At 39.4% G+C, this 20822-nt stretch carries 18 protein-coding genes; 10 read left to right on the top strand and 8 right to left on the bottom strand.

The genetic code is table 11. The features are described 5' to 3' along the window. Positions 1-15 precede the first annotated feature (15 nt). From HGR01_RS22875 to HGR01_RS22840, 8 genes are all read left to right on the top strand, one after another. Positions 16-666 carry an HAD family hydrolase gene (locus HGR01_RS22875; RefSeq protein ID WP_045874526.1) on the top strand — a complete coding sequence of 217 codons (651 nt, stop codon included), beginning with the start codon at positions 16-18 and terminating at the stop codon, positions 664-666. 74 nt (positions 667-740) lie between these two features. Beyond that, positions 741-1451 (top strand): sulfite exporter TauE/SafE family protein, encoded by a 711-nt coding sequence (locus tag HGR01_RS22870; RefSeq protein WP_235623140.1) that lies wholly within the window; start codon positions 741-743, stop codon positions 1449-1451. Positions 1452-1577: 126 nt separating this feature from the next. Continuing rightward, positions 1578-1964, top strand: coding sequence for an oxalurate catabolism protein HpxZ (hpxZ, locus tag HGR01_RS22865; RefSeq protein ID WP_045874528.1), 387 nt, complete (start codon positions 1578-1580; stop codon positions 1962-1964). Positions 1965-2007: 43 nt separating this feature from the next. Then, positions 2008-2571, top strand: a complete 564-nt coding sequence (locus tag HGR01_RS22860) for an NUDIX hydrolase (RefSeq protein WP_052335455.1) — start codon at positions 2008-2010, stop codon at positions 2569-2571. A gap of 207 nt (positions 2572-2778) precedes the next feature. Next, positions 2779-3546 (top strand): methyltransferase domain-containing protein, encoded by a 768-nt coding sequence (locus HGR01_RS22855; RefSeq protein ID WP_045874530.1) that lies wholly within the window; start codon positions 2779-2781, stop codon positions 3544-3546. Positions 3547-3661: 115 nt separating this feature from the next. Further along, a complete protein-coding gene (locus HGR01_RS22850; RefSeq protein ID WP_081584164.1) occupies positions 3662-4006 on the top strand; it encodes a class I SAM-dependent methyltransferase in 345 nt (114 codons plus the stop codon). Positions 4007-4092: 86 nt separating this feature from the next. Then, a complete protein-coding gene (locus tag HGR01_RS22845) occupies positions 4093-4569 on the top strand; it encodes a hypothetical protein (protein ID WP_045874531.1) in 477 nt (158 codons plus the stop codon). Between the two features lie 129 nt (positions 4570-4698). Further along, positions 4699-4824 (top strand): hypothetical protein, encoded by a 126-nt coding sequence (locus HGR01_RS22840; RefSeq protein WP_255325376.1) that lies wholly within the window; start codon positions 4699-4701, stop codon positions 4822-4824. A gap of 99 nt (positions 4825-4923) precedes the next feature. Here HGR01_RS22840 and HGR01_RS22835 read toward each other — a convergent pair whose 3' ends face one another. From HGR01_RS22835 to fosX, 3 genes are all read right to left on the bottom strand, one after another. Then, the gene (locus HGR01_RS22835; RefSeq protein ID WP_045874532.1) at positions 4924-10674 is read right to left on the bottom strand and encodes a tetratricopeptide repeat protein; all 5751 of its coding nucleotides are present in this window, start codon (positions 10672-10674) and stop codon (positions 4924-4926) included. 699 nt (positions 10675-11373) lie between these two features. Next, a complete protein-coding gene (locus HGR01_RS22830; protein WP_045874533.1) occupies positions 11374-11565 on the bottom strand; it encodes a hypothetical protein in 192 nt (63 codons plus the stop codon). Between the two features lie 1245 nt (positions 11566-12810). Further along, the gene (gene fosX, locus HGR01_RS22825) at positions 12811-13218 is read right to left on the bottom strand and encodes a FosX/FosE/FosI family fosfomycin resistance hydrolase (protein WP_045874534.1); all 408 of its coding nucleotides are present in this window, start codon (positions 13216-13218) and stop codon (positions 12811-12813) included. 369 nt (positions 13219-13587) lie between these two features. Here fosX and HGR01_RS22820 point away from each other — a divergent pair, with 369 nt between their 5' ends. Then, positions 13588-15756 carry an FAD/NAD(P)-binding protein gene (locus tag HGR01_RS22820; protein WP_045874535.1) on the top strand — a complete coding sequence of 723 codons (2169 nt, stop codon included), beginning with the start codon at positions 13588-13590 and terminating at the stop codon, positions 15754-15756. A gap of 58 nt (positions 15757-15814) precedes the next feature. Here HGR01_RS22820 and HGR01_RS22815 read toward each other — a convergent pair whose 3' ends face one another. Together HGR01_RS22815 and HGR01_RS22810 are read right to left on the bottom strand one after the other, a co-directional pair. Then, complete coding sequence (locus tag HGR01_RS22815) at positions 15815-16420, bottom strand: pentapeptide repeat-containing protein (RefSeq protein WP_045874536.1); 606 nt, start codon at positions 16418-16420, stop codon at positions 15815-15817. 158 nt (positions 16421-16578) lie between these two features. Beyond that, entirely contained in the window at positions 16579-17253 is a 675-nt protein-coding gene (locus HGR01_RS22810; protein ID WP_045874537.1) for a cadmium resistance transporter, read from the bottom strand. Between the two features lie 358 nt (positions 17254-17611). On the opposite strand from HGR01_RS22810, the gene HGR01_RS22805 reads away from it, so the two are divergent. Continuing rightward, a complete protein-coding gene (locus HGR01_RS22805; protein WP_045874538.1) occupies positions 17612-18799 on the top strand; it encodes a pyridoxal phosphate-dependent aminotransferase in 1188 nt (395 codons plus the stop codon). Between the two features lie 144 nt (positions 18800-18943). Here the strand turns inward: HGR01_RS22805 and HGR01_RS22800 are convergent, their stop codons facing one another. Genes HGR01_RS22800 through HGR01_RS22790 form a run of 3 tightly spaced genes read right to left on the bottom strand, consistent with a single transcriptional unit; the run spans position 18944 to position 20807 of the window. After that, positions 18944-19570, bottom strand: a complete 627-nt coding sequence (locus HGR01_RS22800; protein WP_045874539.1) for a thioredoxin family protein — start codon at positions 19568-19570, stop codon at positions 18944-18946. Positions 19571-19591: 21 nt separating this feature from the next. Next, on the bottom strand, positions 19592-19717 hold the full coding sequence (locus tag HGR01_RS22795; RefSeq protein ID WP_255325377.1) for a hypothetical protein: 126 nt from the start codon (positions 19715-19717) through the stop codon (positions 19592-19594). Between the two features lies 1 nt (position 19718). After that, on the bottom strand, positions 19719-20807 hold the full coding sequence (locus HGR01_RS22790; RefSeq protein ID WP_045874540.1) for an aliphatic sulfonate ABC transporter substrate-binding protein: 1089 nt from the start codon (positions 20805-20807) through the stop codon (positions 19719-19721). Between the last annotated feature and the right edge of the window lie 15 nt (positions 20808-20822).

The raw sequence follows: 20822 nt of genomic DNA, 5'->3' as shown, positions 1-20822 counted from the left end.
AATGCCCTATGCCCTATGCCCAACATCCTATTTGATTTAGATGGAACTTTAAGCGATGCCAAACCTGGTATTACTCGTAGTATTCAGTATGCTCTTTCGGAACTGGGTTACACTCCGCCAGATGTTGATGAGTTGAGTTGGTATATCGGCCCGCCAATCACAGAGACGTTTTCGGTGTTACTGAAAACTACAGATGAGAAGTTACTGACACAGGCTATTTCACTGTACCGCGATCGCTTTTCCACGATTGGATTATTTGAAAATCTGCTTTATCCCCAAATTCCCGAAACCCTGAAAACTCTGCGCGCCTATGGTTATAAAACCTTTATCGCTACTTCTAAACCCTATATTTATACCATCCGCATTATTGAACATTTTGGCTTATCGCCTTTGTTTGATGGGATTTATGGTAGCGAACTGGATGGAACCCGCAGTGTTAAAGGCGACTTAATTGGGCATATTTTACGGACAGAGAATCTTTCACCCTCTACCGTTGTCATGATAGGCGATCGCAAACACGACATGATCGGAGCCAAGAAAAATCAAGTTGCAACCATTGGCGTTACCTATGGCTACGGAACCGAGGAAGAATTGACAACTCACGGTGCTGATTTTATTGCTCATTCTCCAGAAGATATTCCCAAATTGATAATTCCTAATTTCTGACTCAAAATCAGCCACCATCTTTAACTATTCTCCATACCTTACTTCTATTCAGCACCGCTTTTATTGCAGGCGGATTGAATGCTGTTGCAGGTGGTGGAAGTTTTATTACATTTCCCGCGCTGATTTTTACAGGAGTACCGCCAATTATTGCTAATGCTACAAATAATACTGCTATTTGGGTGGCTTCTATAGCTAGTGCTGGAGCCTACCGCAAAGATTTGGGGATTAAACGGCAAGTTTTTTTGCTGTTATGTGGCATAAGTTTATTCGGTGGAATTATTGGCTCTTTAGCTTTACTCTATACCTCGGCTGATGTATTTAAAAAGCTCATCCCCTATCTATTACTCTCAGCAACCCTCGTATTTACCTTTGGCGACACTCTCAGAGGATGGTTGCAGTTTCAGAGCCAGAAGTCAACGCCGGAGTCTGTACCTATATTTAACCTTGCCTTGGCACAATTAGCGATCGCTATTTACGGCGGTTTTTTCGGTGCAGGTTTAGGAATTTTAATGTTGGCAACTCTATCATTTTTAGGTATCAAAAATATTCATACAATTAATGCCTTTAAAGCATTTTTAGGTAGTTGTATTAATGGAATTGCCATTATTCCTTTTATTTTTGCAGGTGTAATTGCTTGGGAACAAGCTATTTTAATGGCTGTGGGTGGTTCTTTAGGCGGATATCTCAGCGCCCATTATGCACGTAAATTAAAACCCCAATTAATTCGTAAATTTGTCATATTTGTTGCCTTCAGTATGACTATCTACTTTTTTATTCACGGTTAGGGATGATGTATGCCGACAGACATCAAAAAATCTATGCTTCGTGTTTTTCATGCTATGAATTTTCGCCTGTTTTACATAGGTCATTTTATGACACAATAATTCGGAGTTAGTAAATTATTAACAACAATGACTACAGTAAATGACCCTGCTGTTATAGCTGAAGTAACTGATTTATACCTTAAATACGAAGAGGCTTTGGCTAATAACAATTTAGATGTGATGGATAGTTTATTTTGGGATGCACCTGAAGTAGTGCGCTTTGGTGTAACAGAAAACCTCTACGGTAGTGAAGAGATTCGCAATTTTCGCGCCTCTCGACTAAACCCAAAAATTGAGCGCGAAATTTCTCATCTTAAAGTTGTGACTTTTGGCAAGGATACGGCAACTGTAACTTTAGAATTTCGCCGCATTATCAATAGTGTAGAACGTTTTGGGAGACAAAGCCAAACTTGGTATAGATTTCCGCAAGGATGGAAGATAGTTTCTGCTCATGTTTCATTGTTACCAGTATGATTAACATTACCAAATTTGTACCGAAGCAAAAAGAGGTTTAAATGTGGATTCCTTAAATTGGAATATATTAAAGTCAAGATATCTAGTAAAAGATAAATGGCTTACACTCCGTGCTGACACTTATCAAACGCCAAATGGACAAATAGTCGAGCATTTTTATGTTTTTGAATCTTCAACATGGGTGAATGTTGTCGCGTTAACCAAAAATCAGGAAATTGTGTTAGTTGAACAATATCGCCACGGTATTCAACAAACAGTTTTAGAATTACCTGGTGGTTGTATGGAACCAGAAGATATTTCCCCACTAGAAGCAGCAAAACGCGAATTATTAGAGGAATCAGGATACACAAGCGACAATTTTATTGAGACAGGAATAATCTCACCGAACCCAGCAACTCATAATAACTTGATCCATTGCTTTTTAGCAACAAATGTAGAGCTTGTAGCCGATTTAAATTTAAATCCAACTGAAATTATCAATGTAAAGCTATTACCATTAGATAATTTAATTCAAAACATCGATAACGCTATACTGCTGCAATCATTTCATATCAGTTCATTATTTTTCGCTTTAAGGAAACTAGGAAAGCTGCACTTTCATGAATAACTATCTTATATCACTTGGAGAAGATAAAAATAAATGTAGGTTGGGTTGAACGGAGTGAAACCCAACAATACCAAAGTTTTCGGATGTTGGGTTTCGTTCCTCAACCCAACCTACGTCTGCACTTTTATTAATAAATATAAAAATCCAATTTAAATAAATCAATTTGTGCCCAATTCCTTACACATAAATTAAAAATAGGTTATCAAAATGCCAGATAAATGGAACCCAGAGCAATATGAACGATTTCAAGCTGAAAGAAGTCGTCCTTTTTACGATTTAGTAGATTTGGTAAATCCCCAAGAAAATTTACGAGTTTTAGATTTAGGATGTGGAACCGGAAAGTTAACCAAGTATCTGCATGAAACATTAGCAGCTAAAGAAACTTTGGGAATCGATGCATCTGAAAAAATGTTATCTGTAGCGAGTCAATTTGCAGGTAATGGATTGCGGTTTGAGCAAGGAAGAATTGAAGATAACCCAGGAGAAGGTAAATTTGATGTTGTGTTTTCTAACGCTGCTTTACAGTGGTTAACAGAACACGAAACATTATTTGCTAAATTACGAAATAAACTCCAAGCAGGCGGACAATTAGCAATACAAATTCCGGCAATGGATGATGAGCCAGTGCATCAGTTAGCTGTAGAGACAGCACAAGAATTTAGTCAAGAATTAAAGGGATATGTACGACGCTTAGAAGTACTTTCTCCCGTAGATTATGCTAAAATACTTTATAAGTTAGGCTTTGTTAAACAACAAGTAAAGTTGCAAATTTACGGGCATTTGTTACCATCGCGAGAAGCTGTATTGGAATGGTATCGGGGAACGTTACTCACCGCCTATGAAACACAGCTAGATACCCAAACTTATGAGCGATTTGTAGCCAGGTATCAACAAAAATTATTCAGCATTTTACCCGATGAGCGTCCATTCTTTTTCCCCTACAAGCGAATTTTAATTTGGGGACTTAATCCATGATGAAATTATCCTATTTCCCTCTAACACTCATCAGTCATCTGTATTTAGCAACGACAAATGACCATTGTACAGACGCGATTAATCGCGTTTCTAACAAATAACAAAGAACAAATATATGACTACAACTGTTTCATTTGATCGAGTTTCTAATATTTACGATGCTACCAGAGGATTTCCCCCCGGAATCTCTGAGCAAGTCACAGACTTTATCCTCAATTTGGTTTCCCCAACCGCAGATACCAAATTTTATGAAACGGGTATTGGTACTGGCAGAATTGCTGTCCCAATTGCTAAAAAAGGCTATTCTTACACTGGTATAGATGTCTCAGAAAAGATGTTGGCTGAACTGCACCAAAAATTAGAGGGTGTATCTCATAAACTAACTGCAATTACAGGAGATGCTACAGCTTTACGCTTCACTGCGTTACGTACCCTACGGGAAGGTGTTCCGCCTACGTAATGACATTTCACGTTTAATTAGGTTGAGCTACTTACAAAGAAAATACAAAGTTTGCAGCATAGTCTTAGTACTGCAAGTAGCAAATTTTGATAGAGAATATTCCAAGTACCGGATATGCTAATTTACCCCAAATGAATGCTACAGGTTGGCTCGAATCAAATCCAGATCGGTTTAGGGAACTATTTTATGCGATTATAACTAAATTGTCTGAGAAACAAGCTCGACTGGCAATTTGGACAATTGACAATTTTGACCTATCGCAATTTAATTATCAAATTATTGGATCTCACTCTCCATTTAAGGATAGCAATAGTAAATTGGCTGGTGATGGTTTATTAATTAAATTAGATCCTACTGAAGTTGAAGCATTAACAGATACCCTTGAGAGGGGATTGGGTTCTAGTATCTTCCACCTAGAAATTGAAGCAAATGGTAGTGTTCAATTTTCTGCTTACGATGGTTTTCTGCATATATTTTTTGGTGATGAGATTTCTCCGGATTTACTAGAAGATCTCAAAGCTCGTGAGGTAATTTACAATTACGAAATTTACAATCCTGAATAGTCCCAACACTTGTCGGTTAAGGGGAAAAGGGGAAGGGGAAAAGGGGCAAGAAATAAACCTTTAACCCTTACCCTTTCACCTTTTCCCCAAACCAAATTAAGAGTTTAAAATCCTTAACCGAGCAGTATTGTGAATAGTCCAATTTATTACTGTTCAGTTAAGCTCAAAAAGCTGAAAATTTGTAGCGATCGCTTGACAATTACTACAATAGATCTCTTGCAAAAAGCACTTTTACAAGAGATGGGGAAAGGTTAAAGGTTAAAGGGAAAATACAAAACCTTTCCCCCTTCCCCCTTAACCTTTTCCTGACTTCTGCAACAAGTCTAATGATCCTTAACCGAATACTAGGGTGATTTACAAGCCATTACCAATGAGAATAAATGGAGCCCAGTAAAAAGGGTGACTGAGGTGATGCCTTACCTGTGGTGATAAATTATCGTTGATGCCTCTTTCCTGACTTATGGTTGCATAGTTACCAGTAATGAGAGCGATTTGCGCTTGACGCAGAGCCTCGGCTTTTGTGGTTTTCCCTTGCATTATTTTAGTATAAAAAGCATTCATTAAAGCTTGCGTACCGCCATCATCTACCGACCATAAAGAAGCGATCGCAGCTCTTGCGCCTGTTTGTTGCATTTGGTAGCCAAAACCGAGAATTTCCCTACCGTCGCCTAACTGCTCTCCTAATCCAGTTTCACAAGCGGAAAGTACTACTAAATCAACATTTGGTAATCGCCAATTTTGAATATCTCGTAGTGTAGCGCGATCGCCATTACCAAATAAAATAAAAGATTCTTCTGGTTGTCCATTGGTAAATGCGGCGTGAGTAGCCAAATGGACGACAGAGTAATCATTCATCTGTAACACAATATCTTGATTGAATTGCTCATCTAAGAGTTTTTTTGTCTGAGGAACAGTTTGCGCCAGATTTTCTACTTCCACACCTGCAAAGGGTAAGCCGGCGAATTTAAACCGCCGAGTTCCTACCTCAAAGCTATAGTTTCCTTGGGTAAAGGCTGCTGCTAACACATTTAATTGCTGCTGCGGTTTGGTGTTGAGGTCAGTTAAGCTAACGGCAGTGATATTATTGATGCTGAAACGCTCGACTAACCATTGTTGACCATCATACAGGGCAGCTAGGGGAATATAACGCAGTTGTCCGTCTGGGGCGTAGATGATGGTTTTAGTTTTAGCTTGAGCTAAATCATTTTCTAGGGGTTTAATTAGCCAATCATAAAGCTGTTGAGCCGGAACTTTCACCCCTGGGGTACGTTTTGGTAACGCCGAACGAAATTCCGCGATCGCGCGGTTAAGTTCTGCTTGTTTGACAGCAACGGTACGGCGCAGTGGCGGCGCATAGGGGGTAACTAAAATTAGTTCTAAGCGATCGCTCAACACCAAAGGATAGATAATCACAGCATCTTGCTGAAGTTTTTTCAAGTTATCCTGTAAGGCGCTGGCGGAGGACTCTAAATTAAAACTCTGTCCTTGGGTGGTTTGCTGAAGTTGCCCAATCCATTCTCGCACTTTGGGGCTTTTGAGGAAGGCGTTAAACTGTTTGGCAATCTCCTGCTGAGTTTTTCGCAATGCGATGATCCGCTGGGTTTGGGCTGGTGTGCGCTTAGTCACGGGAAGGCTTTCGAGTTGAGCGAGTTCTTTACCTAATGCGATCGCTTTATCAATTTCCGTCGTCATCCCCTGGCGTATTTGCTGTTCTTGGGGACGTTCAGCAATACCAGTTGCAGTTTTATCACTCCCCCGAACATTGCGGAGATAGTCTTCAATTTCCTGGACTTTGAGTAAATCTAGTACCCGTTGCGCTTCCAAAACTCGGTTTTGTTGCAGCAAAATATCGGCTAGGTGGCGATAATCTTGAGCAATGGTTTGGGTGTAAGACTGCTGTTGTTGTTTGGGAAGTTCCCTGATATTTTTGCGAATCGCTTCTCTAACATTCACAGATTGTTTCAGGAAAATAATTGCTAATTCTGGTTGATTCTGTTTTTCTAGTAAGTAACCGATAGTAGTTAAAGTATGTCCTTCACCTTCTTTATTACCAATTTCTTGAGCAATCACTAAACTTTGCTGCAAGAAATTTTTAGCTAATTCATATTGCCCTTGCTCAAAGTAAACCTTGCCGATAGCGTGGAGAGTTATGCCTTCGGAACGCCTGGAACCAAGTTGTTGATAAATAGCTAAAGCTGACTGCAAAAAATCTAACGCTAATTGATATTTTTCTTGTTTGAAGTACACCTGTCCAATACTATAGAATGTACTTCCTTCTAATAATTTTTGTTCTTTTTTATCCTTAACCTTTTTAATAACTTTTAAGGCTTGGCGATGTAAATCCAATGCTAATTCATACTTGCCTTGCCTAGAGTGAATATTCCCTATAGCATTTAACGCTCTAGCTTCCCCCGCAATATCCCCAATCCTACCAACATCGATCTCTAATTCTGCAGGTCTTCTGGCAGTTTTTAAGGCTTCTTGATAGGATTTTAAAGCTAGTTCGTATTGTCCTAGTACTTCATAAATTCGCGCCATATTGAACTCAACTCCTACCCAATCCCCTAAAACTTCGTAGCGAATTGGTAAGGCTTGTTGATAGTAATCTAAAGCTAATTTATACTCTCCCAAACTGCTGTAAATTATAGCAATTTGGTTGAGAGTTCTCCATACTGTTTCTTGATGACCAAGTTTTTTGGCAATCTCTAAGACTTGGCGTAAATTCTCTAAAGCTTCACTATATTGACCTTGCTGGGAAAGTTGACTACCTTGCTGATAGTAAATTCTCTCCATCAATTGGAGGCTAGATTTTTCTCCATATTTATCCCCTAGTTCCTGGTAAACTGACAAAGCTTGCTGGTAGTATTTCAATGCTTGTTGTTCATCTTGTTGAGCATCGTAAATTTGCCCAATTTCATAGAAAGCATTCGCAATACCTGCTTTATCTTCTAGCTGCTGATAAACCGATAAAGCTGTCTCTAATGTTTTAATAGCTCTGGCATACTTCTTGTCTGTAGATTGCTCTCTACCTTCTTTAAATATTTGATCGGCTTTAAGTTTTTCTCTTGTTTGACCAAAGAAAATTACTCCTCCTTCCGCTTTAAAAGTAGTAATTTGACCAGAATCAAAACGAATTTTTACACTTTCATAATTAACAAAACCACTGAGGGGAGGTTTACTGAGGAGAGTTGCCTGTTTTTCAGTCAGTTTCTCAATTTCTTGTTTAATCGCCAACCCTTGCTGATAAGACTCTAAAGCTGCTTGATTTTGTCCTAACTTTTCGTAAACTAATCCCATTTGAATGAGAATTACTGCTTCCCAAGGACGATTTTTTTGTTGACGAACAATTGCCAAAGCTTGTTGGTAAGATTGCAAAGCAAATTGATATTGTTGTTTGAGATATTCTCCTTGGGAAGTGTAACTATTTCCCGCCGCAAACAGAACGACTGCTTCACCCTCCAACCTATTTATTTGCACAATGGGTTTTTTAGTTTCATCTTTGCCAATTTCAGTAATCAAAATTGCCTTCTTACCAGTGATTTCTTCCTCACTACGGTTGCTAACTTCTTGTTTAAATGCAACTGCTTGCTGTCGATGTTCCTGCGCCGCTTGAGGTTGTCCTAGCTTTTCGTAAATTGTGCCAATACTGTTGAGGATTGCTTCTGGATTTGGCCTGGCATAAGCTATTCTAAACCGACGAAAAGATTCTTCTTGCCCATACTGACGAATCAGATATTCTTCAAAAGAATAGTAGCCTTGATTTTTAGGGTCACGAGCGATCGCCAATGCTTGTTGATAAGCTTGTAGGGCAGCTGGATACTGTCCTAAATTTTCGTAAGCCTTGCCAATCTGCGTTAGAAGAATAGGTATTTGACTCACAATGCGATCACCGCTATTTTCCTTATTAGCAATTGCCAGAGATTCCTGATAAAACTTTAAAGCAGCTTGGTGTTGTCCTAGTGCTGCGTAAACTTCCCCTATGCTTCTTTTAATTCTCTGTTCTTGCTGATAGTAAGCTCCCTCTATTGTTAATCTCCGCAATCGAGATTCTTCGCTTTCCTGGTTTTCCATCTCTGCGCGGATAATTTTTAAGGCTTCGCCGTAGGAGTTCAATGCAGCTTGGTATTGTCCTAAAGCTTTGTAAATATCCCCCATGTTAGCGAGGGTATCTTCCTCTTCATTTTCTGTAAAGCCCGTCCATCCAGCCAACCCTGCAATTACCTCTACTTTTTTTTGTCCAAAAGTAGTAAAGTTGGTAGAGATCAAACCTGTTACCTTATCCTCCTGCATCGTTATTCCGGGACTATTACTAGTAACAGTAGTGATAGGAGTAGTAATCGGCTCTCCTTCCCCTATCCTAATTACACCCTTGGTAATCCCTTCCGCCAATGCCATTCCTGTTTGGTTGTGAAAATTTACATTAGTGCCATAAGCTACGCGAATAGTGTGGGGAACCGGCTGTTTTGCGGCACTTTCATCTACTTCCCGCCGAATTGCCAAGCTTTGCTTGTAACTATCTAAAGCTGCGGGTAATTGTCCCAAGGTTTCGTAAATTGTCCCCATTTGATTGCGAATTACCCATTCCCAAGGGCGATTCTGTTGTTGGCGCACAATTGCCAAGGCTTGCTGATAAGATTCTAAGGCGGCTTGGTATCGTCGGTTGTCTGCATGAGCTTCGCCATTTCTGTAATGGATGAGTGCTTCTCCATCCAACAGAGTGATTAAAGTCGGTCTTTTTTTTGGTGTGCTGTAAGTAATAAGAGTTCCCACTTTGACAATATCTGTGGGAAAATTCACACCCATACCGATTTCTTGCCTAATTGCTAAAGCTTGCTCTTGATATTCCTGAGCAGTTTGAGGGTAGCCCAAGCTAGTGTAGATAGAGCCCATACTATCAAGGATTTTTTCTTCGAGAAAGCGATCGCCTATCTGTCGCGCTATCGGTAAAGCTTGTTTATAATACTCCAGAGCAGTTTCCGGACGTTCACGCCCTTTAGTGTTGTAAACAAACCCCATTTTAGAGAGGATTTTAGCTTGCAAAGGGCGATCGCCAATCTCACGGGTAATGGCTAAAGCTTGCTCATACAAATCCAGTGAAATCCGTCTAAATTCCCGTTGCGGATCGAATCCCCAGTCATAATCTTTGCCCAAATTGAAGATAACAGCTGCTTCCCCAGAGCGGTTACCCACTTCACGCATCTTGACTAAGGCTTGCTCGTAAAATTTCAGAGCTTCTTCCTGCTTATTTAAAGCACCGTAACTCATAGCAATGCCGTTAAGACTCCAGCCAACGCCCGCACGGTTGCCCACAGAGCCCATAATAGCTAATGCTTGCTGGTAATACTTGAGGACATCTTTATAAGGTTTGATTTCTTCCGGCTTCTTAATTGCCTGGTAGTACAGCTTTAATTGGATATAACTCAAGTAAGTATTTCCCAATCCAATCAAGGTTAAAGCTTCCCCATATCTATCTTTAACCTCGCGCCGCATCAATAAAGCTTGCTCGTATAATTTGAGGGCATTTTCATACTTTCCTTGGGTTTCATAAACTGCGGCGATATCATGCAAAGATGCGGCTTCTTCAGCACGGTTGCCCAATTCTCGTACAATTGCCAAAGCTTGTTCGTGATACTTCAGCGCCGTTTGAGTCTCACCCTGATGGCGATAAACTTCCCCCAGTTGATTGAGCGCTAATGCTTCCCCTAAGCGATGTTTTTGGGTGCGGAAAATAGTTAAAGCTGACTGCAAACTTTCTTGGGCTTTTTGATATTGACTTAGCCAGGTGTAAACTTCTCCTAGCTTGTTGAGGGTTGCGGCTGCGTGAGTACTATCTCCAATTGCCCGATAAATATTTAAAGCTTGTTGAAAAGACTGTAATGCATCTGGGAATTGCCCATGCTCCAGCTGTTTATTCCCTTGCTCGAAAAATTTCTCTGCTTTAGCTTTGGAGGGATTTGGGGTTTGAGCTAATACTTGGCGATTTACTGCTAATTGCTCTTTTGAAACTTGTTCTTGAGCAACACAAAAGCTTACCAATCCATTACCAATTGCAAAGGTGGTTAAGAAAGTAGCAAGCGTAATTAGCTGAATTCTTTGGGATGGCATCTAAAAACTACCCATTTTTTTGCAGCAGAAATTTATTTTTCTGTTAACATTAGCTGGAAATGCCCCTGTTTTAATATTCTAAAACTTCCTTGAGTTTTGAATCAATGTTAGGTTAACATTCCCTTGCGAATTAAACTGAGAAAAGTTAAATCTAGATACATATTTTTACATAAGTAATTATAGCGATCGCTACCCCAGGGTAAGAGCATCTCCATTGAAAGGTGCTTCCACTGTAGTCCGATTACTTCTCCAGGTCTACAGCCAGTCAAAAACATCAACTCCACGTAGTCTGCATAGTGTATTGCGAAAACCTTCACTCATGCCAGACATTTTTGTTTATTGACATTCTCGACTGTGTTTCCTTCACTCCAGGAACTTGAATCCCTAGACTGTGCGATGCGATCGCCGCCAAAATTATTCTGTTATAAAACTAATATATAGGAATCCGCTTTGATTCCTGAAATTATTTGCGTAGGGAGGGAACAGGGAACAGGGAACTCTTAACAGGGAAGAAGAAATAAAAGTGTACTTAGGTTTTTTCAAAAATCAAATATGAGTCCTATAGTCAAAAGTTATCTCGAAGTAGAAAACTAGCTAAAAGTTTTCCTGGTTCACTTCAACGCATAACTGTCCGATTTTGACAACTTTTAGCTCAAGCTATATTTAGCTCCAAACTACTTTCATTACCTTAATCAATTTTTAAAAATATTGGAATAGTCTGTTAACTTTCATATTTCTTTCTGTTTCTGCTTTTGCTTCAGGTAATTCCCAAATATCTCGCTGTCCATCTTCTTGTTCTACTAATAATTGAATATGAATTGGCAACTGAGAATATTGCCCAACTGACCAAATTTCTCCGTTTGACAACTCCCTTTCTATGCTATCAAACATAATATTTTCCTCAAATCTCATATTAATAAGGTCTACAAAATAAATATCGGAAGCTATTACAACAAGGCGAAAGTCAAAAGAAAGAATAGTTACAGCAGAGAGATAATTTGTTTAGCGATCGCCACAAACGCACGTAATACCAATTTCATGTGAAGTTGCACATATTTAGATCCCCCTAAATCCCCCTTAAAAAGAGGAGCCACTGCGTTGGGCGGCTTTGTTATTCCCTTGATCTCCCTACCAATTCTCTATCTCGTCCCATAAGTTCTTTAAGGACAAGTCCATTTCTTGAGAGTTAAAGCAGCAGCCATATTGATTTTATGTAAGCGGATAAGCGCAAAATACTTAAAGTTGATTGATTTATCGTAGTTTAAACTAAGCATATCATCTTTATTGCTTGACGATAACACTCAAGCCAATATTTTTTTGATTTACAGCATTGCCCAAAGCATAAATCTATCTATATCAAGCTTTACGCCACTTGGTATAGCCGTAGCCATCTTTGTGAGATGCTGGCTGGAGAATAGTTGCTAGTGCATCGTGTCAACTATGGGATTTGGATAATAGTTTGCAAACCTAGCTGTATAGTTAAAAACTTTGTACTGGAGTTGATTGTCAAAGTATTCTATGTCATTATCAAAAGATATAGGTATTAAATACTGTTAGTAAATAAACTGAGATTAATTTTAGTCAGGATTTAATATCTGGTACAAATAGCTGTGAGGTAAGAAATTTAGCTGAATAAAAACCTGCTCTTCACAGTAGTTGAGTCATTAAATGTTTCAAAATATGAATATCTAACCTAGGGTGACGATAGCAGTTATGTTCGCCTGGAGTTACCTGACTCATAGTTAATGAAGATTAGGGACTAAAGAATTAAAAATTCAAAATAGTGCTACTTTCAGATTCAATTTTTGCTGTTCCCTGTTCCCTTTGACAAATGATTCATGAAATCATCTCATTAATAATTTTACTGATTTGTTTTTTTCTGGTTTGGTTTCTTACCAACCAAGAATGAAAATTTTGCTGATTTATATCTATGGGGGTATATCTAATTTCCAACTCTATCGATTGAGTGAGCTAGAAATAGCCTACTAGAGAAAGACGTTTCCTGATAATTGCGATGACAACATAGGAGCTAGTACAGCAAAGCTAGTCTTTTAACCTAGAGTAGACGCATTAGCCTACTCTAGGTTAGTGAAGTTAGCATTACATTACCAGAAAATTTGGGAGATCGCATACCATTTATTGGGTAGTTAAATATTTTTGCAAGCGCTGATTTAAAGTACCTGTGTGCAACTCAAATAAGTGATTGTCGTAGTCATAAAAATATAGAGAACGTCCTTCACCTTCAACACGTTTTCTATCTTCTTTGACATCAACTCCTAAACTCTTCACTCTTGCAGCATAGATTTCATAGTCTTCTGCAGATATTTTAAAAGCTACATGGTTATAGGTTTTTTCTACTAAAGATTCACCCTCCATAATCGCAATCCACAAGCCATTGATCAAGAAAAATTTTTCTTTGGCGATAGAGAAAATTTTGTCTCCACTTGCATAGACTTCTTGAGCATCAAATATAGTTGTAAGAAACTTGCTCATCTTGTCCAAATCCCTGACTATAAATGTAATGTGGCTAATACCTTGAATCATTTTTCCCTTCCCCAGAGATTGAGCTAGTATTTTGTCAGCAAATTGTGACAATTACAGTAAAAAAATTTTACGTCAAAATCAGTTAATGGCTGCTTAGTTAAAAACCCCCCTATGTCCATCGTCTTTGATGAGAAATTATAGCCAAAAAACTGGTAATTACTGATTTAATGGAATTTTCAGAGTCAGCAATTTATGAATACAGAATATCTCAGATGAAAATTACAGATTTATAGAAAATGACACCTTTTTCCATAGTATAGGTGGTGTTTATATTTCCTTAATATATTTACTCTAAAAAACAGATATACAAGGGAATTTAACTATCCTAAATTGATAAATATGTAGCAACAAGCCTATTTCATAGATATTATGTACAACTATATTTTGAACCTAACTGTTTCTCCTAGCACGATCGCAATTATTGGGGGTGGGTTTAGTGGTTCTCTTGTTGCAGCCCATATTTTGCGAAATGCAACCATACCAATTTCCATTAAGTTAATTGAACGGAAAGCAGAAATTGGTAAAGGAGTTGCATATAGTACGCCAGTTGCGGGACACTTGCTGAACGTCCCAGCCGGAAAGATGAGCGCTTTTCCAGATAAACCTCAACACTTTTTAACTTGGCTGCAGAGAAATGGATATACCGACGCTACTGCATCGACATTTGCACCGCGTCGGGTGTATGGAGAGTATATACAGGCGATTTTAAATGAAGCTGAAGCCAATGCGCCGACTCATGTAAGCTTAGAGAGAATTTGCGATGAAGCGATCGCAATTGAAACCACCACATACAACACCAGAATCCAACTAAGTAGCGGTAAGTCTTTGCACGTGCAAAAAGTTGTACTCGCCTTGGGGAATTTTCCAGCTTCCCTACCACAACCTATTGCAGCGTTAGGAAATAATCATGCCAATGTTAAAGATGCTTGGTCAACTGATGCAATTAGCAATCTGCACCCAGATGATTCTATTCTGTTAGTAGGAACTGGGTTAACGATGGTGGATGCAGTTGTGGCTTTAAATCAGCAAGGATTCCGGGGAAAAATTCATGCTGTTTCTCGTCATGGATTAACCCCCCAACGTCACCAAACTACAACTTACTATCCTGAATATCTGGACTTAGCAACTGCACCAAAAACAGCGCGGGGGTTACTGCACTTAGTACGCCGAGAAATTAAAACAGCAGCTATTTACGGTTATGATTGGCGGGCGATAATTGATGCTATTCGCCCACTCACTCAACAACTTTGGCAAACACTACCACTTGCAGAACAGAAACGCTTTCTCCGCCATGTCAAAGCTTATTGGGAAGTTTATCGCCACCGGATTGCAGGAGAAATTGCTGAACTATTAGATAGCAAACTCCAATCTGGTCAACTCAATTATTATGGTGGGAGGATTCAGAGTTGTCAGGAAGTGGACAATGCAATTGAAGTAAAAATTTGTGAACGGCGAACCCAAGCAGATATTGTTTTGCAGGTGAACCGCATTATTAATTGCACAGGTTCAAATTGCAACTATAAAAGATTAGAACATCCACTGATTACCAGCTTACAAGCACAAGGTTTGATTCGCCCTCATGCTTTGTCAATGGGGATTGATACGGCTGCTAACGGTGCGGTAATTAATGCCCAAGGAAAAGTTTCCGACATACTTTATACACTAGGAACACCGCGCAAAGGCAACCTTTGGGAAACTACAGCTGTTCCAGAAATTCGCTCTCAAGCAGCAGCTTTGGCTCAGGAGTTACTGAAATCTCTCAATCCCAGAGCCTACGCTATGGAAAGAGATTGGTTCGCTCTCCATCCATTGAGCGATTTCCCCAAACCTGCCATGCTATTTCGTCAACTGTTTGATCGAGAATCGAGTACCTATACATACTTAATTGCTGATCCCCAAACCAAAGCAGCAATTTTGGTAGATCCGGTACTAGAACAGGTAGAACGCGACTTACAAGTCTTGCAAAAACTGGATTTGACTTTACTTTACTGCTTAGAGACCCATATTCACGCTGACCATATTACCGGAACAGCTCAACTACGACAATTTACAGGTTGTTGGAGTGTTTTAGCGGATAAGACTGTGCCGAGCGATCGCTATATTGCTGATGGTGAAATTTTACAATTAGGTTCTGTACAAATTCAAGCGATCGCCACTCCCGGACATACCGATTCTCACATGGCTTACCTCGTTAACGGTACTCACTTGTTAACCGGAGATGCTTTATTTATCGGGGGTTGTGGTCGTACCGACTTTCAAAACGGTAATCCTGGATTATTGTATGATGTCGTCACCCAAAAGTTATTTACCTTCCCAGATGACACATGGGTATTTCCCGGACACGACTATCAAGGGAGAACAGTATCGACAATTGGTGAAGAGAAACGCTGGAATCCCCGGTTTTTAGGACGCACCCGCAGCCAATTTATTGAACTAATGAACAATTTAAACCTTCCTTATCCGCAAAAGATGTCGGAAGCCGTACCCGCCAACCAACGCGGAGGCAAAGTTTTAGTGAGGTTAGATTATCAAATTTAATGCCAAATAGGATGCGTTACAACGCATCCCACCCGCTTATTTAATTACGAATTACGAATTAGTAATTATTCATCATTCCTGGGGGTATTGCTGCACCTTCTAAATCAGCACCTAGCAAGTTTGCGCCTTGAATATTCGCCGTTAAAAGATTAGTTTTTTGCAAATCAGCCTTTTGTAAATTTGCGCCTTGTAGGTTGACTCCTTGGAGATTTGCACCCTCTAAATCAGCATCAAATAGATTTGCACCTTGCAAATTTGCGCCTGTGATATTTGCTTTGCTTAAATCTACTCCTTGCAAATTAGCTGTTTGTAAATTAGTTCCTTGCAAATTCGCCTTTTCTAGTTCTGCATCTTGGAGATTTGCACCTTCCAAATTAGCTGCTTGTAAATTTGCTCTTTCTAATTGTGCACCAATCAAATTGCATCCTGCACATTCATTAGTTGTTAATAAACGTCTGACATTGGCTGCTACAGAATCTACTGGCCAAATTGTGGGAGAATTCATCGGCGCTGGTACTGATTGCGTAGGAATAGCAGGTATAGCTGGTGTTTCTGTTTGCGCTAGGGCGTTAGGTTGATCGAATAACGAAAAGACAGCCACAAATGCTATAAAGACAACTGATAAAATCCAGGAAGCCATATTTTGAGAATTTGGTTTCTTCATATTTTTCTCCTCATGATAATTTGAGTTATTTGTATCAAAATTAATACTTGCTAGTTTTACAGGTTCACATTGTAATAATTTGCTAATTTAATTTAATAATTGATATTTTTTAGATTACTGAAAGTGGCAGGGAGACGCTCTACATGAGCGTCAAAATTTTAGTGAAAAAGCGTTGCAAAACTAGGTATTAATTGAAACGTCCCACTCTTCGACATAATAGAGATACCTAGCCAAATCAAGATAAAAGGAAAGATTTTCCGACCATAGTGGTTAAGAATAGGAGCCATCCAAGGATTACGAGTCAAGTTATAAGACAGCAAACACCACAGACCAACTGTTATATAACACACACACAAAATCACTCCTAAACTGGGAAGATTAGTGCTAGCAAATAAAGGTACATAGATACCAATATTGTTTCCACCATTGGCAATCGTCACAGCAGATACACGGTAGGTTTGAGGGTCACGTAGAGTTGCTAGTAATGATTTTTTCTGCCTTCGAGATTTGACTGCATGACGAAAGTCTAATGAGACATCTTGTACAGTTTCTCCGTCATCTTCACGGCTCATGAGATTACTAATACCAATAGTAATCGGGAGAATACCGAGCAATCCTACCCAAGCTTCTGGCAGAACTAAACCACCAAAGAATCCTGGAAGACTGGCAATAACTAATACTGTAAAGCCAACAAATTCACCCAGAATAATATGCTTAGGACGGAAGGTATGATTAACTTTGCCAAAAAAAGCCGTTAAATATATATTGTCATCAAATGTAGTGGCAATAGCCGCAGATATACCGATAAGTGATGTCCCAATCAGCCAATTCATAAATCTTTACCTGCAATAGTTGAATGATGTGCGACTATTTCTGCTCTGCTGAGAGAAGAATTCAAAATAGTTCCGTAGATTGTGAAATCAAATCTTGAATTTATTGATGGCGATTGCAATCACATCTAGATGTTTTGTTAGCGCAGTCAGCTAGCTCGGCTATCTATGGATTTAATCTTATGATTTACTAACCAAGGGAAGCAAATACTATTTTTTTTCTAAACGATAAATAGAATTTATTAACTTTTGAATTGTTCATCAAGTAGGATGCGTTATTAACGCATCCTAGTTATTTGGTAAAATATCCTATAAGCACATCGGTTTAAAGTACTTTACTCAATTATCTAGAGGAATAGACGTGACTCAGGTAGGAAAGCAAAGAATTTCAGATAAGGCAAACCAGTTCACAGAGTCAGTCATTCGCGAAATGACGAGAGTTGCATTACAATATGGTGCGGTGAATTTGGCGCAAGGATTTCCTGATTTTCCTTGTCCACCAGAGTTAAAACGAGCAGCAATTGAGGCGATTGAAGAAGACATTAACCAATATGCGATTACTTGGGGGGATAAAGCTTTTCGTCATGCGATCGCAGATAAAGTTAAATGGTATTTAGATTTAAATATCGATCCAGAACGACAAATCACAGTTACTTGCGGTTCTACAGAAGCAATGGCTGCGGTGATGTTAGCAACCTTGAACCCAGGTGATGAAGTCATTGTCTTTGAACCTTATTATGAAAACTATGGCCCCGATGCAATTTTAGCTAGTGCAACTCCTCGTTATGTATCCTTGCATCCCCCTGAGTGGACATTTGACGAAACAGAACTTCGTCAGGCATTTAATGAACGCACAAAAGCCATTATTATTAATACGCCGCACAACCCTACAGGAAAAGTATTTACTCGTGAAGAACTAACTTTAATTGCAGAACTTTGTCAGCAGTGGGATGTGTTGGTATTCACAGATGAAATTTACGAACATATTCTTTATGACGGTACACAGCATATTGCAATGGCAACTTTGCCAGGAATGGCAGAACGAACAGTTACTATTAATGGACTTTCTAAAACCTATAGTGTGACTGGTTGGCGAGTTGGCTATATTTTAGCTAATCCAGAATTAACAGGTGCAATTCGCAAAGTGCATGATTTTCTTACCGTCGGCGCACCCGCACCTTTGCAAAGGGCTGGTGTAGCAGCAATGCAACTTCCTGTGAGTTACTATCAGGAATTAGCCAATTTATATCAACAAAAACGCCATGAAATCCTGCAAATTTTAGATAAGGTAGGAATTCCTTATTTTGTGCCTCAAGGAGCTTACTATGTATTTGCAGATATTTCCAAGTTTGGTTATCCAAATGATGTGGAATTTGCCACATATTTAATTAAAGAAATCGGTGTAGCAGTAGTTCCTGGTTCTAGCTTTTTCTCGCATTCAGAATTAGGTAAAAATTTTATTAGATTTTGTTTTAGTAAACAACAAAAAACCTTATCAGAAGCAGGAGAGCGATTACTCAAGCTGCAATCCACCCTTATGGGTAATTAAAAATTAGTTATCACTTGCAGTCCATCTAGAACAGTTATTTATTAAATTGCTATAAGTAGAACAATGTAGTAATAAAAAAAGGTGCGCTTCCGCACCTCTTCAAACCTAATTCCTAGAGAGATTAATTGATATCACAGATAAACTTTATACTGCAACTGCTGGTACTTTATAATAGGCAGGTTCGTTACCTAGCTTCCATTTAATATTGCAACCGATACTTGGCTTTTGTTCCCAAATAATTATGCTATGTCCGGGGACAAGCCGCTTCGCGTCTACGCGCAACACATCTTCAATAGCCCTGCGTAAATCAGCACCAGTTACAGGTTTATCGTTTTTGGGACGGCTATCATCTAATTGTCCGCGATAAGCCAACTTGCGTTCGCTATCAAAAAGGAAAAAGTCAGGAGTGCAAGCAGCAAAGAAATTTTTCGCAGATTGCTGTGATTCGTCGTAAAGCAGAGGATAGGATAAATCCAATTCTTGGGCAAACGCTTTGAGTAATTCCGGTGCATCATCAGGGTGAGTAGTGACATCATTAGCGCTAATCGCCACAATTCCCAAATTGCGATCGCGATAATCTTGACCTAATTTTGCTAATTCCCATTTAATATGCTGCACAAAAGGGCAATGACGGCTGAGAAATATCGCCAGCAACGCTTTTTTATCAGCAAAGGTAGAGAGTGAAATTGTTTCGCCTGTAACCACATCTGGTAAATAAAAATCTGGTGCTAAAGTACCTACAGGTAGCATTGTTGATGCTGTCAGCGCCATAGATATAGAACTCCTTGAGATTTAAAGTAAATATTTTGAGTCAAAAGTTGTAGAGACGCGATTAATCGCGTCTGTATTCAAATTTTCCCAGTCCCCAGTCCCCAGTCCCCAGTCCCCAATCCCCAATCCCCAATCCCCAATCCCCACACTATTTCTGACTGATTGTTGGTGGAGTAATTGCAGCATACTGTTCATCTGTAAGCGTCGCTTCTTTGATATTGATTGCTTTAGGAATCAAGCCATTTTTATGAAAGTAATCTGCAACTCTTTGTTGTTCGCTAATTAAATCTGGCGAAATAGCTCTTAATCCAAAACTACGACGGCTAATGACCAAGTCCATCACATCTGGAGGTAGTTTTTGAAATGGTAAAATCAACTTGGCTGTATCTTTGGGATGTGCCTCAGCCCAGCGCTCAATTTTATCAATCTCCTCAATTACAACTCTCAGCAGTTCTGGATTATCAATTGCAAACTGCTTGGAGCCAATATAATATCCACCAGGTGAATCTAGTCCTTCGCTAGTTTTAATTACCCGCGCTTTCCCTAATTTTTCAGCGCGTGCTAGATGAGGATCACCAGTTACCCAAACGGGGATTTTACCTTCAATAAATGCACTCGCAGCTTCTACGTTCGGTATACTTAAAACTTGAATATCACTATATTTTAAGCCTGCTTCTTCCAAAGCTCGGAGAATAAAATAATGAGATGCAGAAGCTTTTTGGAAGACGACTTTTTGTCCTTTAATATCTTTGATACTCTTAATGGGAGAATCTGGTGGTACTGCGATCGCACTTCCTTTACCAGAATTTTCTGTGCGTCGCCGACCAACAACATAAGTGATTTGAGCGCCAGCAGCTTGGGCGAAGATGGGGGGAGTTTCACCTACAGAACCTAAGTCTATTTTGCCGACATTCATCGCTTCCATCAGCTGCGGCCCTTGGGCAAATTGTGCCCATTCCACCTTGACACCCAAGGGTTCTAGCCGCTTTTCTAATACTTTAGTTACCCTTACCAAGTCGCCAGCTTGTTGATACCCCATGCGGAGTACTTTGGTTTTAATTTTTGAAGTATTAGCATCCGCTACATTACTAGCAGGAGATTGATTATCTGCTTTTTGGCTTTGTTGAGTACAACTAACTAAAGTTAATGAAGTTGCCAGAGTTAACAATCCAGGCACTACAAGCAGTGTAAAGCGGCGAAAAATATTGATATATGCAGGTTTAACTGTAGCAACCATAGGTTTTCTATAAAA

Source organism: Tolypothrix sp. PCC 7712, assembly GCF_025860405.1.
GTDB lineage: Bacteria > Cyanobacteriota > Cyanobacteriia > Cyanobacteriales > Nostocaceae > Aulosira > Aulosira diplosiphon.
Note: the sequence above shows the minus strand (reverse complement) of the source record. Positions and strands in the feature narration are given on the sequence as shown.